The sequence below is a fragment of the Tabrizicola sp. genome, from assembly GCF_051645465.1.
Classification (GTDB): Bacteria; Pseudomonadota; Alphaproteobacteria; order Rhodobacterales; family Rhodobacteraceae; genus Tabrizicola.
Map to the genome: position 1 here is coordinate 20,786 of NZ_JBOFBI010000247.1, position 13,273 is coordinate 34,058.

Annotated in this window: 17 protein-coding genes and 1 other RNA gene; 6 read left to right on the forward strand and 12 right to left on the reverse strand. The window is 64.9% G+C overall.

Going from position 1 to position 13,273, the window contains the following annotated elements; translation table 11 throughout:
• Window positions 1–90: 90 nt before the first annotated feature.
• Window positions 91–1,104 (forward strand): betaine--homocysteine S-methyltransferase, encoded by a 1,014-nt coding sequence (gene bmt / locus ACRCSW_RS16335; RefSeq protein ID WP_438706710.1) that lies wholly within the window; start codon window positions 91–93, stop codon window positions 1,102–1,104.
• Between the two features lie 92 nt (window positions 1,105–1,196).
• On the opposite strand, the gene ACRCSW_RS16340 is transcribed toward bmt, so the two are convergent.
• A complete protein-coding gene (locus ACRCSW_RS16340) occupies window positions 1,197–2,282 on the reverse strand; it encodes a PA0069 family radical SAM protein (RefSeq protein ID WP_438706711.1) in 1,086 nt (361 codons plus the stop codon).
• 157 nt (window positions 2,283–2,439) lie between these two features.
• On the opposite strand from ACRCSW_RS16340, the gene ACRCSW_RS16345 reads away from it, so the two are divergent.
• Both ACRCSW_RS16345 and ACRCSW_RS16350 read left to right on the forward strand, forming a co-directional pair.
• A complete protein-coding gene (locus ACRCSW_RS16345; RefSeq protein ID WP_438706712.1) occupies window positions 2,440–3,138 on the forward strand; it encodes a corrinoid protein in 699 nt (232 codons plus the stop codon).
• Between the two features lie 77 nt (window positions 3,139–3,215).
• Window positions 3,216–3,374 carry a hypothetical protein gene (locus ACRCSW_RS16350; protein WP_438706713.1) on the forward strand — a complete coding sequence of 53 codons (159 nt, stop codon included), beginning with the start codon at window positions 3,216–3,218 and terminating at the stop codon, window positions 3,372–3,374.
• Here ACRCSW_RS16350 and ACRCSW_RS16355 read toward each other — a convergent pair.
• Complete coding sequence (locus ACRCSW_RS16355) at window positions 3,359–4,288, reverse strand: class I SAM-dependent methyltransferase (protein WP_438706714.1); 930 nt, start codon at window positions 4,286–4,288, stop codon at window positions 3,359–3,361. The genes ACRCSW_RS16350 and ACRCSW_RS16355 overlap by 16 nt on opposite strands.
• 121 nt (window positions 4,289–4,409) lie before the next feature.
• Between ACRCSW_RS16355 and ACRCSW_RS16360 the strand changes: the two genes are divergently transcribed.
• Window positions 4,410–5,300, forward strand: coding sequence for a LysR family transcriptional regulator (locus ACRCSW_RS16360; RefSeq protein ID WP_438706715.1), 891 nt, complete (start codon window positions 4,410–4,412; stop codon window positions 5,298–5,300).
• Complete coding sequence (locus ACRCSW_RS16365; RefSeq protein WP_438706716.1) at window positions 5,297–5,935, forward strand: DUF1638 domain-containing protein; 639 nt, start codon at window positions 5,297–5,299, stop codon at window positions 5,933–5,935. Before ACRCSW_RS16360 ends, ACRCSW_RS16365 begins: the two co-directional genes overlap by 4 nt.
• On the opposite strand, the gene ACRCSW_RS16370 is transcribed toward ACRCSW_RS16365, so the two are convergent.
• The 4 genes from ACRCSW_RS16370 to fumC all read right to left on the reverse strand — a co-directional run bounded on the left by ACRCSW_RS16370 (window position 5,893) and on the right by fumC (window position 8,081).
• Complete coding sequence (locus tag ACRCSW_RS16370; RefSeq protein ID WP_438706717.1) at window positions 5,893–6,138, reverse strand: ribbon-helix-helix domain-containing protein; 246 nt, start codon at window positions 6,136–6,138, stop codon at window positions 5,893–5,895. The two genes, ACRCSW_RS16365 and ACRCSW_RS16370, sit on opposite strands and share 43 nt — an antisense overlap.
• A 91-nt stretch (window positions 6,139–6,229) precedes the next feature.
• Window positions 6,230–6,412 (reverse strand): hypothetical protein, encoded by a 183-nt coding sequence (locus tag ACRCSW_RS16375; protein ID WP_438706718.1) that lies wholly within the window; start codon window positions 6,410–6,412, stop codon window positions 6,230–6,232.
• A 98-nt stretch (window positions 6,413–6,510) separates the two neighbouring features.
• Window positions 6,511–6,687: a DUF4169 family protein gene (locus ACRCSW_RS16380; RefSeq protein WP_438706719.1), complete on the reverse strand. Its 177-nt coding sequence runs from the start codon at window positions 6,685–6,687 to the stop codon at window positions 6,511–6,513.
• On the reverse strand, window positions 6,687–8,081 hold the full coding sequence (fumC, locus tag ACRCSW_RS16385; protein WP_438706720.1) for a class II fumarate hydratase: 1,395 nt from the start codon (window positions 8,079–8,081) through the stop codon (window positions 6,687–6,689). Before fumC ends, ACRCSW_RS16380 begins: the two co-directional genes overlap by 1 nt.
• Window positions 8,082–8,219: 138 nt before the next feature.
• On the opposite strand from fumC, the gene ACRCSW_RS16390 reads away from it, so the two are divergent.
• Window positions 8,220–9,020: a TylF/MycF family methyltransferase gene (locus ACRCSW_RS16390; RefSeq protein ID WP_438706721.1), complete on the forward strand. Its 801-nt coding sequence runs from the start codon at window positions 8,220–8,222 to the stop codon at window positions 9,018–9,020.
• A 2-nt stretch (window positions 9,021–9,022) separates the two neighbouring features.
• On the opposite strand, the gene ACRCSW_RS16395 is transcribed toward ACRCSW_RS16390, so the two are convergent.
• The 6 genes from ACRCSW_RS16395 to ssrA all read right to left on the reverse strand — a co-directional run.
• Window positions 9,023–9,577 carry a class I SAM-dependent methyltransferase gene (locus tag ACRCSW_RS16395; protein WP_438706722.1) on the reverse strand — a complete coding sequence of 185 codons (555 nt, stop codon included), beginning with the start codon at window positions 9,575–9,577 and terminating at the stop codon, window positions 9,023–9,025.
• Between the two features lie 3 nt (window positions 9,578–9,580).
• Entirely contained in the window at window positions 9,581–10,039 is a 459-nt protein-coding gene (locus ACRCSW_RS16400; protein WP_438706723.1) for an SspB family protein, read from the reverse strand.
• Window positions 10,040–10,122: 83 nt separating this feature from the next.
• Window positions 10,123–11,391, reverse strand: coding sequence for a chromate efflux transporter (gene chrA / locus ACRCSW_RS16405; protein ID WP_438706724.1), 1,269 nt, complete (start codon window positions 11,389–11,391; stop codon window positions 10,123–10,125).
• Window positions 11,388–12,185 (reverse strand): chromate resistance protein ChrB domain-containing protein, encoded by a 798-nt coding sequence (locus ACRCSW_RS16410; RefSeq protein WP_438706725.1) that lies wholly within the window; start codon window positions 12,183–12,185, stop codon window positions 11,388–11,390. Before ACRCSW_RS16410 ends, chrA begins: the two co-directional genes overlap by 4 nt.
• Before the next feature lie 111 nt (window positions 12,186–12,296).
• The gene (locus ACRCSW_RS16415; protein WP_438706726.1) at window positions 12,297–12,947 is read right to left on the reverse strand and encodes a DUF1194 domain-containing protein; all 651 of its coding nucleotides are present in this window, start codon (window positions 12,945–12,947) and stop codon (window positions 12,297–12,299) included.
• 123 nt (window positions 12,948–13,070) lie between these two features.
• Window positions 13,071–13,273: a transfer-messenger RNA gene (ssrA, locus tag ACRCSW_RS16420) on the reverse strand; the annotation flags it as partial.

The following is a 13,273-nucleotide window of genomic DNA, read 5'->3' on the forward strand; positions in this document are numbered from 1 at the left end:
GCCATGACATGTTGCGGAATATGAGTTTGCCTCGCGCGGTGACCCGTGGCAGAGCGGACAGGACACGATGGCCGGAAAGGACCAGGAAGAATGACTGACGCGCTTACCCGGATGCTGGCTGCACGCGACTGGATTCTGGCCGATGGGGCCACCGGGACGAACCTGTTCAACATGGGCCTGTCGTCGGGCGAACCGCCCGAGCTTTGGAACACGGATGAGCCGGACAAAATCCGCAAGCTTTATCGCGGGGCGGTCGAGGCGGGGTCGGATCTGTTTCTGACGAACACGTTCGGTGGCAATGCGTCGCGGCTGAAGCTGCACAATGCGCAAAGTAGGGTGCGCGAGTTGAACCGGGTGGGTGCAGCCCTTGGCCGTGAGATCGCCGACAGGGCGGGCCGTCCGGTGGTGGTTGCGGGCTCGATCGGCCCGACGGGCGAGATTTTCGAGCCGATGGGGACGATGACCCACGAGCTGGCGGTGGAGATGTTCCACGAGCAGGCCGAGGGGCTGAAAGAGGGCGGGGCTGACGTTCTTTGGGTCGAGACGATGTCGGCGCCCGAAGAATACCGGGCTGCGGCCGATGCAGCGCTGCGGGCCGATATGCCCTGGTGCGGGACGATGAGCTTCGACACGGCGGGCCGGACGATGATGGGGACGACGTCCTCGGCGCTGGCGGATATGGTGGAGCGGCTGGTGAACCCGCCGATCGCCTTTGGCGCGAACTGCGGGGTGGGGGCGTCCGATCTGATGCGGACGATCCTGGGCTTCGCGGCCACCGGGACAGAGCGCCCGATCATTGCCAAGGGGAATGCCGGGATTCCGAAGTACCACGATGGCCATATCCATTACGACGGCACGCCCGAACTGATGGCGGAATACGCCGTTCTTGCGCGCGATGCAGGTGTGCGGATCATCGGGGGCTGCTGCGGGACCATGCCGCAACACCTGCGGTCGATGCGCGTGGCGCTGGAATCGCGGCCCAGGGGAAATCGTCCGTCGCTGGAGACGATCCAGGCGAAACTGGGCGGCTTTTCTTCGGCTTCGGACGGGACGGGGGATACGTCGGGCGATCCGAAGCGGGAACGGCGCGGTCGGCGCGGCTAAGGTTTTCGCGAAACGGTTGGGGTGGAACAAAATCCTTGAGTAAGGATTTTGGCAAATTTCTTGCTTAAGAAATTTGGTCCCGGCACTGCCGTTCAGAAAAGCGACAGCTGATCGCCGGGCTTTGGCGGGGCACGGAAGAGGTCGGTTCTTAACGCGGGCAGACCCTCGCTCAGGCCCAGCCTTTTGCGTGCGACATCTGCGCGGCGATGGATCAGCTCGGCCCAGAGGCCCTGGCCCGTCATCCGCTTGCCGAACTCCGGGTCGTAGTCCCGCCCGCCGTGCAGCTCTCGTACCCGGCCCATGACGCGGGCGGCACGGTCTGGAAAGGTGGTTTCCAGCCAGTTGCGGAAAAGCTCGGCGACCTCCAGCGGTAGGCGGAGGGGGATGGAATTCGCGGCGGTCGCTCCGGCGTCGCGGCCGGCTTCCATGACCGCCTCAAGCTCATGATCGGTGAGCGCGGGGATCAGGGGGGAGACCTGGATGCGGACCGGAATGCCCGCTTCGGTGAGCTTCCGGATGATCTGCAGACGGCGTTTTGGTGAGGGCGCTCGGGGTTCCATCTTGCGGGCAAGGGTTTCGTCCAGCGTCGTGACCGAAATGGAGACCGAGGCCAGGCCCTCGGCTGCCATCGGCGCGATGAGGTCGATGTCGCGTTCGATCGTGGTGCCGCGGGTGGTGATCCAGACCGGGTGGCGGAAGGCCTGCACGACCAAAAGCACCTCGCGCATGATCCGGTAGTCACGGTCGATCGGCTGATAGGGGTCGGTGTTGGTGCCGATCGAGATCGCCTGCACCTTGTAGGCGGGGCGGCGGAGTTCCGTCTCGAGCACCGCCGCAATGCCGGGGCGGGCGATGAGGCGGGTCTCGAAATCGAGGCCGGGCGAGAGGTTGAAGAAGGCGTGGCTTGGCCTTGCATAGCAGTAGATGCAGCCGTGTTCGCAGCCGCGATAGGGGTTGATCGAACGGTCGAAGGGCAGGTCGGGCGAGCGATTGTAGGTGATGGCTGAGCGGGGGCGTTCGAGGCGAACTTCGGTTGCGACCAGCCGTTCGTCCTCAGGTATGTCCCAGCCGTCATCGTAGGCCTCACGGTCCGTCGCCTCGAACCGGCCGGCGCGGTTGCTGTCGGCCCCTCGCGCACGGATGCGCTGGCCCGGAAGGATGCTGTCGCCCTCGGTCATTCCTGAAGTTTAGAACATATGCGGAACATCTGCCACAACTTTCCCGCGCGCGACGGCTTTCTGTCGGCTTTCATTCGGTGTATGTCGCTTGGCGAATAGTTGCCGCGTCGCTTTGCGACCATGCACGATGCAAGACCCTTCCGTTTGGAGCGCCCCCATGGCCGACGAAGAAGACATCATCCTTTCTGAGCTTTCGGATGACGAGCTTGTGCTGCAGATGCACGACGACCTTTACGACGGTCTGAAGGAAGAGATCGAGGAAGGCGTCAACATCCTGATCGCGCGCGGCTGGACGCCCTACGACGTCCTGACAAAGGCGCTGGTTGCGGGCATGACCATCGTCGGCGCCGACTTCCGTGACGGGATCCTCTTCGTGCCGGAGGTCCTTCTGGCCGCGAATGCGATGAAGGCCGGGATGTTCATCCTGAAGCCTTTGCTCGTGGAAACCGGGGCGCCGCGGATGGGCAAGATGGTGATCGGGACGGTCAAGGGCGACATCCATGACATCGGCAAGAACCTTGTCGCGATGATGATGGAAGGTGCCGGGTTCGAGGTGCGCGATCTGGGCATCAACAACTCGGTCGAGAAGTATCTTGAGGCGCTGGAGCAGGAGAAGCCCGATATCCTGGGGATGTCGGCGCTGCTGACCACGACGATGCCGTATATGAAGGTCGTGATCGACACGATGAAGGAAAAGGGCATGCGGGACGATTACATCGTCTTGGTCGGTGGCGCGCCGCTGAACGAAGAGTTCGGCAAGGCGATCGGCGCGGATGCCTATTGCCGGGATGCGGCTGTCGCGGTCGAGACGGCGAAGCAGTTCGTGGCGCGCAAGCACAACCAGATCGCGGGCTGACGCACCAAAGCGTGACATGGCAAGGGCTTGCGTGATCGCGACTTCGGGCGCACATTAGTCGGGATGGAGAGCGTGCCATGCCGCTTACACACTTCCTAGGTCTTATCTTCCTGGTCATGCTCGCCGCCGGGGCGACAGTTGCGCTTGCCGTCTGGGCAGGCGTGCCGCTTGTCGCACTTGGCTTTGCGGCTTTGGCGGGCAGCCTGATCGTTACCTGGTATCAAGTCGGGCGCTGATCTGGTGAAGCCAGCAGGAAGGCGATGAACCCGCCGGGTTGCTGCATCGCTTCGATGTTGGTGAAGCCTGCCTGTGTGAGCAGGTTAGTGCCGCCGTCAATCCCGACGACATCTCCACCCCATACCCCAGCCCGGAAACGGACGAGTGCGGCCGCATCTTCAAGGTCGGGCGGCTGGATGGCGGCCAGAAGCAGCCTGCCGCCGGGGCGGAGGGCGGCGCGGCCTCGTGCAAGGATTTCCGGCAGGGCGGTGGCGGGGATGAAGGCCGAAGGGACGAAAATGAGGTCGAATGCGGCCTGGTCCATCAGGCCTTCGCCGAAGCCCTGGCGGAGCTCCATCCGGTCTGCGAGGTCCGTTTCGGTGAGGTTGCGGCGGGCAAGGGCCAAGGCGCCGGGCAGGGGCTCGATCCCGACGGCGGAAAGGTGCGGCCAGCGCTGGAGCATTCCGATCGACAGCCAGCCGACGCCGGTGCCGATGTCAAGGAAGCGGGCGCCGGGCTGGTCGAGCCTTTGGAGGAGTGCCTGGGCGACGCGGGCGGCGAGCCGCTCGAAGCCCCGCCAGAAGCCAAGCGAGACCTCGCCGAAGACCTGCATCACCTGCGCGTCGCGGTCCTGCCAGCCGCGCTGGCCGACGCCGGGGCCGAGGATATGCGCGCCGAAGAGAAGCTCGGCCCGGATCAGGGCGAGGACCGGGGCCAGTTCGTCTGGCGCGGCATTGGCGATGGCGCGGGTCAGGCCGTGCTGGGCGAGAAGGCTCGCGGTTGCGTCGGCGACGACCGGGTCCTGTTGCGTGCCAGAGATGCGGGCGCGGAGGGCAAGGCCGAGGGCGGTGAGAAGGACTGTTGTCCGGCTGGCGTCTCCGACGGTGTGGCGGATTGTGTCGATGGGGGACATGGGGTGCTTTTGTACGGTCATGGCGGGCTCCTTTGCCGTCGGGGTTTGGCGTGGGGGAAGTGCCGCGAACAGTGTCGATTTCGGCGCAGCCTTGCGCGAAAACAGGCCGCGGGAGGCGCGGGATTTGCGGTAGGCTTTGGTCATGGACACCCGTAACGCCCCGGACTGGAACGATCTGCGCCCGTTTCTGGCGCTGGCGCGGGCGGGCAGCCTGGCGGGGGCGGCGCGCGCGATGGGGACGCGGCACAGCACGGTCAGCCGCCGGATCGACATGCTGGAGCAGGCTTTGGGCATGCGGCTGGTGCATCGGACTGCGGCGGGGGCGGTGCTGACCGAAGCGGGAGCGCGGCTGGTGCCGCTGGCGCAGGCGGCGGAGCGGGCGGTGGAGGCGTTTGTTGCGGCGGCCGCGGGGGTGCCGCGGGTCTGGCGGCTGGCGCTGCCGACGGGGATTGCTCCGCTGGTGGCCGCGGACCTGGCGGCCTTGCAGGCGCGGCGGCCGGAGCTGGCGGTGGAGGTTCTGAGCAGCAGCAGGCCGGCTGATCTGGCCGCGGGGGAGGCGGACCTTGCGGTGCGCATGCGCCCGGTCGAGGACGGCGATCTGGTGGTGCGCCGGGTGGGCGAGGCGGGCTGGTCGCTTTATGCAAGCACTGGGTATCTGGCTGCGCATCCGGTGGCGGGGGGTGACCTTTCGGGGCACAGCCTGATCGGGTTTCACGCCGATCTGGCGGGGTCGCCCGCTGATCGCTGGCTGGCGGAGCATGGGGCGGGGGGCCGGGTGGTCCTGCGGCTGGGGCAGATGGCCGATCTGGTGGCCACCGCACGCGAGGGAATCGGGGTGGCGCTGCTGCCGTGCGTGCTCGCCGATGCCGCAGAGGGGCTGGAGCGGCTGGTGCCTCAGGTTCTGCTGAGCCAGCCGGTTCTTCTGGTCTGTCGGCGCGATGTGGCCGATGATCCACAGGCGCGGGTTGTGATCCGCTGTCTGGTCGCCGCATTGGGCCGGGCGCGGGCGGCGTTGTCGGGGGTGCGAGGGTGATACTGAAGGACGAGGTCTTGACCGAGGAGGGGCTGGCGCCTGCGCATGTGGGGCGGGTGCTTCTGATCGCCTGCGGGGCGCTGGCGCATGAGATCCTGGCGCTGAAGGCTGCGAATGGCTGGTCGCATCTCGACCTGCAATGCCTGCCGGCGAAGCTGCATCTCTGGCCGGAGAAGATCATCCCGGCAGTGGAGGAGGCGGTTGCGGAGAACCGGGGGGCCTACGAGACGATCTTCGTCGTCTATGCCGATTGCGGGACGGGTGGCCTGTTGCAGGCGGCTTGCGACCGGCTGGGGGTCGAGATGGTGGAGGGCCCGCATTGCTATTCGTTCTTCGAGGGCAATGACGCTTTTGCGGCGCGGGCGGAGACGGAGTTCACGGCGTTCTACCTGACGGATTTCCTGGTGCGGCAGTTCGATGCCTTCGTCTGGAAGCCGATGGGATTGGACCGGCATCCGGAGCTTCGGGACATGTATTTCGGGAATTACACGAAGCTGGTCTTTCAGGCGCAGGTGAACGATCCGGCGCTGGATGCGAAGGCTGAGGAGTGCGCGCAGCGGCTGGGGCTGGAGTACGAGCGGCGGTTTACGGGTTATGGCGATCTGTTGACGGCGCTGGCCGCGGTGGCGCGGTAGTGGTTCAGCACGAAGACGCGGATGGCGGAGGCGAGGCCCTCGTCGCCGGTGCGGGCGTCGTCGATGTCGGCGGCAAGCTGGTTGAAGGGGATGCCGCGTTCGGTGGCAATCGCTCGGAAGGCGTCCCAGAATTCTGGTTCCAGCGACACGCTGGTGCGGTGGCCGTGGAGGGTGAGGGAGCGCTTTGCGGGGCGGGTCGGCATGGGTGCGAACCTAACCAACAGCTCAACCCACCAAAATCCTTAAGTAAGGATTTTGACAAATTTCTTACTTAAGAAATTTGGGTTCCGCGGGTCACAGCCGCAGGTGAACCGGGTCAGCGTTGCAGAACACCACGAAGTGTCCCGCATTCTCGACGACCCGAAATCCGCGTTTGCGCATGGCGGCGAAGAAGACGTCGCGACCGACGATACGATCAATGTCGGAAGTCCGCCTACGGATCACACCGCCGTCCAAGGCCGTCTTGGATGCAAACATCTGTCGCATCCATTCATGCGAAGTCACCGGGAGTGGAAAGTCCTTCATAGCGCACCTCCTGCCCGGAAGATTGCGCCACCAAGGTTAACCCCGGGTTACTATGTCTCGCGCCGATGCCCGTCCAAATCGCGCTTTACCTTTTCGGCCTGGGCCTTCTCAAGCTCCCGCTCGGCCTTGGTGCGCCCGAACTTGGCGGCGTTCACATCGGCATTCACGCGGGCTGCCTTGCGGGCCGCCTGCTTTTTCGCCTGCCGGAGGTTGACGATCTCGGCCATCAGCCCCTGGGACCGATCATGTCCTCGGGCCGGACGATCCGGTCGAAGGTTTCGCCGTCGACAAAGCCGAGCGCGACGGCCTCTTCGCGGAGGGTCGTCCCGTTCTTGTGCGCGGTCTTGGCGACCCTGGTGGCGTTGTCATAGCCGATCGTGGGCGCAAGGGCCGTCACCAGCATCAGCGACTCTTTCATCAGCTTGTCGATCCGCGCGATGTTGGCCTTGGTACCCACAACCATGTTGTCGGTGAAGCTGACCGAGGCGTCGCCCAGAAGCTGCATGCTCTGGAGCACGTTGTAAGCCATCATCGGGTTGTAGACGTTAAGCTCGAAATGGCCTTGAGACCCGGCAAAGCCCACGCCCGCGTCGTTGCCCATGACCTGGGCGCAGACCATGGTCATCGCTTCGGCCTGGGTCGGGTTCACCTTGCCCGGCATGATGCTGCTTCCCGGTTCGTTTTCCGGCAGGATCAGCTCGCCCAGGCCCGAGCGGGGGCCGGAACCGAGAAGCCGGAGGTCGTTCGCGATCTTGAAAAGCGAGGCGGCGACGGTTTTCAGCGCACCCGAGAACATGACCATCGCGTCATGGGCGGCCAGCGCCTCGAACTTGTTGGGGGCTGTAACGAACGGCAGGCCGGTGATTTCGGCGATGCGGGCCGCCACACGCTTGTCCCAGCCGACGCGGGTGTTGAGGCCGGTGCCGACGGCGGTGCCGCCCTGGGCAAGCTCGTAGATGTCGGGCAGGCACATCTCGACCCGTTCGATCCCTTTGCGGACCTGCATGGCATAGCCCGAGAACTCCTGGCCGAGGGTCAGGGGTGTCGCGTCCTGGGTATGGGTGCGGCCGATCTTTATGATGTCCTTGAACTCGACCACCTTGGCATCGAGCGCAGCCAGAAGCTTCTGAAGGCCAGGCATCAGGACATCACGGCAGTGCATCCCGATGGCCACATGCATCGCGGTGGGGAAGGTGTCGTTCGACGACTGGCCCATGTTCACATGGTCGTTCGGGTGCACGGGCTTTTTCGAGCCGATGACACCGCCCAGCATCTCGATTGCACGGTTCGAGATCACCTCGTTCGCGTTCATGTTCGACTGGGTCCCGGACCCGGTCTGCCAGACCACAAGCGGGAAGTTGTCGTCGAACTTGCCCTCGATCACCTCGGTCGCGGCGGCGGCGATGGCCTGGCCAAGCTCAGGCGAGATGTCGCCCTGGTCGATGTTGACGAGCGCGCAGGCCTTCTTGATGACGCCAAGGGCGCGCACGACCGGGATCGGCTGACGCTCCCAGCCGATGGGGAAGTTCTTGACCGACCGCTGCGTCTGGGCGCCCCAGTACTTGTCAGACGGAACCTCAAGCGGGCCGAAGCTGTCGGTTTCTGTACGGGTCGCGGTCATGGGAAACTCCGAAAGGCGAATGCTTCCTTTAAGGCGAAGCTCTGGCAACAATCAATGCTACAAACGGGCGAGATAGCTTTGCTTGTGGCCCCGCAGGATGGGAGATAGCGTTCGAAGTCAGGTGATTGGGGATACTATATGACAAGCAAAAGTACGGCGGCCCGCGAACTGTATATAGAGTTGTTGCAAAAGGTCGTGATCAACGAAATCTACAAAGACCCGCCTATCCTTGCGGCGAGATACTTGCGGCGGGCTATCCGGAAAGGGATTGTGCCCGGAGGGTTCGACGATAAACAGCGTCAGCTCGGGCGCGATTGGCCGTCGATCGCCCACAGCATGATCGGGCGCAAGCGCTTGGACAACTTGCGTTACTGCGTCAATGACGTCCTGACGCGCAAGATTCCCGGAGACATGATCGAGACAGGCGTCTGGCGGGGTGGCGCTTGTATCCTGATGCGCGGGATGCTGAAGGCCTGGTGCGACGAGACCCGGACCGTATGGGTTGCCGACAGTTTCGCCGGCCTGCCACCTCCTGATGCCGAAAGTTATCCAGCGGATGCCGGTGACACGCACCACAAGGTCGAGGTCCTGGCAGTATCCCTCGAGACGGTTCAGGCCAATTTTTCCCTTTACGGTCTGCTTGACGAGAGGGTTCGGTTCTTAAAAGGCTGGTTCAAGGACACGCTGCCCGATGCCCCTATCGAAAGACTATCGGTGATAAGGCTGGACGGCGACATGTATGAAAGCACGATGGACGGGTTCCGGGCCCTCTACCATAAGCTGTCGCCCGGCGGGTATCTGATCGTAGATGACTATCATGCGGTCAAAGGTTGCAGAGCGGCGGTCCACGATTTCATCTCTACCCTTGAACCGCGTGAAAAGGTCGAAATCCAGGAGATCGACGGGACCGGCGTATTCTGGCAGCGAAAACTGGACTGATCCTACGGGTCGCGCCTGAAGACGTACACTCGAGCCGGCGGCAGGTTCAGCCAAACCTTGCGGCCGGCTTCGACCCGTAACTCGAGCTTATCCAGGATACTGGACGGGACAGGCGGTTTCGGGCCGTAGGTGAACTGGATATAGGGCGCGCCCGGTGCCAGGACACGGAAAGCCGCGCTGAGGATCGCCTCGCAGACCGGGGCGGGCATCGACAGAAGCGGCAGGCCCGAGACTACGGCGCCCACGCCCGCGTCCACCACCTCATGCGCCCGGTCGGCCCCCAGGTGATGCACGGTCACGCCGGGAAAATCCTGCCGCAGATGGGTGACGAAATCGGCATCAAGCTCGAACAGGGTCAGATTCGCCGGTGCAACGCCTGCGGCAAGGATCGCACGGGTCAGCGTGCCGGTGCCGGGTCCGAACTCAACGACGCGCCCGGTCTGGGGGCCGAGGCCTTCCGCCATGGCGCGGGCGAGATGGCGTGACGAGGGCGCGACGGCAGAGACCTGCTTCGGGTTCCGCAACAACCTGCGGGCGAAAAGCGCCAGATCATTCATTTGTCAGTGCTTCCGGAACTGGTCCAGCGAGACGATCTCGGCATCGTGCCGCTCGGGCTCTTCTTCGACCTCGATGTCATCCTCTTCCTCGTCGTCCTCGTCATCTTCGCTTTGCGTTTCAAAGCGCAGGCCGAATTCCACGGACGGGTCGACGAAGGTGCGAAGTGCGTCGAACGGGATCAGCATCGGTTCGGGATTGTTTCCGAAATTCAGGGTAACACTGAAGCCTTCATCGTTCACGATCAGGTTTTCGAACCAATGCTGGATGACCACGGTCATTTCTGTGGGATAGCGCTCTTTCAGCCAGTCTGCGATCACGACGCCCGGATGCGTGGTGTCGAAGGTGATGAAGAAGTGATGCGCGCCCGGCAGGCCGTTTTCCGCGACATCTTCCAGGACCGACTGAATGAGGCCCCGCATCGCCCGGTGCATGAGGTTGCCATAGTCGATGCTGCGCGCCATCTGCCGTCCTTTCCCGGTTGAGTTGCAGCATAGGGGATTCGAAGCCCAAGGGAAGGGGCGGCTGCAGGATTGTCGCCAAGGCTTCACAGAACCGCCGCAAGGGCCGAAGCGGCTGCCGAAATGCCAAGCACCCAGAGGAGTGGCCAGTGCCGCCAAAGGAGCGTGTAGGCGGCAAAACCCGCGATCAGGGCGGGGACAAGGCGCAGGCTGGCGGGGTCGGGCAGGGTCAGGTGCAGGGGGCCGAAGGAGACCTCGGGAAGCGTCGCGAAGAGGACATGCAGCGCGAACCAGAGCGAGAGATTCGCGATCACGCCGACGACCGCCGCGGTGATGGCGGCGAGCGCGCCCGAAAGGCGGGGCATATGGGTCAGGCGGTCGATGAAGGGGGCTCCGGTGAAGATGAAGAGGAACGAGGGGATGAAGGTCATCCAAAGCGCGATCCCGGCCCCCGCAAGGCCCATCTGCCAGCCGCCCGCCTGATTTGCGGCCATGAAGCCGACGAACTGGTTGACCAGGATCAGGGGGCCGGGCGTCGTTTCGGCAAGGCCGAGGCCGTCCATCATCTGGGTGAGGGTGAGCCAGCCTTTGTCCTCGACCACCTCCTGCGCCATCCAGGCGAGGACGGCGTAGGCCCCGCCGAAGGTCAGGACGGCGAGTTTGGAGAAGAAGATGCCGATCTCGGCCAGGCGGCCGGGGACCAGAAGGACCAGCGCGCCGAGGGGGATCAGCCAGATTGCCAGCCAGACGGCGCCTGCTTTCAGGGATCGAGCCAGGGCTGCGGGCGGGGCTGGGGCGGTGGGGTCCTTGGCGGTGGCGGGGGTGCGGAAGAAGCCCCAGATCGCGGCGGTCAGGATGACCAGCGGGAAGGGGAGCTTGAAGAGGAAGAGGGCGGCAAAGGCCGCGAGGGCGATCAGGTTGGCCTCGCGGGTCTTCAGGGCGCGTTTGGAGACGCGGATCAGCGCCTCGATCACGATGGCGATCACGGCGGCCTGCACCCCGGTGAAGAGCCCCATGACCAGCGGCACGTCGCCAAGGGCGGAGTAGAGGAGGGTCAGGGCAAGGACGACGACGGCTCCGGGCAGCACGAAGAGGCCCCCGGCGATCAGGCCGCCCTTCACGCCATGCAGCCGCCAGCCGATCCAGGTGGCAAGCTGCATCGCCTCCGGTCCCGGGAGGAGCATGCAGAAGGAGAGGGCGCGGAGGTAGTCGGGCTCCTCGACCCACTTCTTCTCGTCCAGAATCATCCGGTGCATCAGGGCGATCTGGGCGGCCGGCCCGCCAAACGACAGGCAGCCGATTTTCGCGAAGGTATTGGTCAGTTCGGAAAGCGAGGGGGTCATGGGCGAAGTCATTCCGGGCGTCCTGCGGGCCAGTCGTGGCCTTCCTCATGCCCGTCGCGGGCCCAGCGGTAAAGCGCGTCGTAAAGGGCGATCCCGGCTTCGAGCTGGGCGAGATCGTCGCGGTACATCCGTGACAGGCCGACCGAGAGGGCAAGAAGGCCCGCCGCCTGCGGGGCGAGGTCGTGCCGGTCGGTATCGGCGGCGCGGATGACCAGGGCCATGCGGTCGAGCGCTTCGGTGTGGAGCTGGAAGTCGTCAAGAAGGGCATCGAAGCTGCACTTCTCGCCCCGGTGGCTGAATTGCACGCCCTCGATGTCGTAGGGGATGGCGCTGAAACGGTCGGCGACGTCGGCAACCTCGGCGGGGGCCACGAACAGGAAGGGGGCGGTCGGGTCGATGAAGCGGCGGATCAGCCAGGGGCAGGCGACGCGGTCGATCTTGGGGCGGTGGCGGGTGACCCAGGGGGTGCCGGGTACGGGGAGGGTGGCGATGGGGAGCATCGGCAGGCCTGCCGCCTCCCAGGCGAGGTTGCCGCCTTCCAGGACCTCGGCCTGCCAGCCCAGCGTGCGCAGCCAGGCGGCCGCACCTTCCGAGAGCTTCTTGCCCTTGGTGCAGGCCACGATGGCACGTCCTGGCGGGTCGGTCAGAGTGGAGATGGCTTTGTGGGACAGACGGCGAGAGGTCGGGATCATGCAGGGAAGGGCGGTGACGTCTTCCTCGATCCGGACGTCGAGAATCACGGGCGCCTCGGGGGTACCGATCAGGCGGAAGGCTTGGGCAGGGGTGATCTGGCCGAACTGGGGCATGGGGTGCATCCTTGAAATGAGCAGGGATGCGACGCTTGGGCCGGGGCCTCACGGGGCGGACGCGGACCCCATGGGCCAAGCGATAGGGGCTGGAGGCCTTGCGGTCAAGGGCTAGCCGATGGGACTGACGAGTTCGCGAAGAAGCTTTAGTCGAAGGGTTTCGGCATAGTCCTGCAGACCGCGGGCGGTCATGACGAAACCGCCGGGGGTGATGATCCAGCGGCGAAAGTAGTTGGTGATCGGGAAGGCGGGGCCGGGTTCCTCGATGGCGATGGCGTTGATCATGATGTCGGCCTCGATCGCTTCGGCGCGGGCTATGGCGTCGGTGAAGCCTGCGTTTTCCTGCCCGTCACCGGAGACGTCGATCACCCGGTGGCGGCAGTCGGGGACGGCGGCGAACTGGGCCGTTGCGAAGCGGAGGCCCTGGCCGACGGCGGTGTCGGACCCTTTGAAGGATCGCGGCATGTCGGCAGCGCGGGCGGCAAAGCGGGCGACGTCGTCGGGGGTGAGCATCCGCTGCCAGGAGAGGACCAGCGCCTGTTCGGTCGTGCCGGACCACTGGATGACGGCAAGAGCGATCTGGCGATTGACCAGGGCCTCGGTGACCTCGGGGTCGGAGAGGGCGGCTGCAAGGCCGTCCGTCTGCAGGCGGTAGTCGCCGCTGTCGATGGAGCCCGAGACGTCGATGGACAGAAGTAGTGCGGTCTCGCAAGCCAGCGCGGGGCCGGCGATGAAACAGGCGAGGAGGGCCGCGCGAAGCATGGCCGACGATGCGGCCTGTTGTCTGTCGTTGCAAGGGGTTCGAGGGGAGGCTCGTCGATGACTTCGTCACTCCTCGCGGGCGCTGCCGAGGAGGAGCCGAAGGCGAACGAGGAGGGGTGGGAAGGTGCAGGTTTCTGTTGCCAGGTACCTGCGAACCCCGCCCTACGCGGCTAAGCGCAGGGGCTTAGTTTTGGTATTGCGAGCCGCTTACGCGGCCAGCGCCACCGGAGCACGGTTGTCGTTGGCAACTGTGATCATGGACCGATAACGGTGGTACCTCACCGAGCGAAAGCTGGCCTCTTTGGTCGTTCGTCGATCCTATTTCG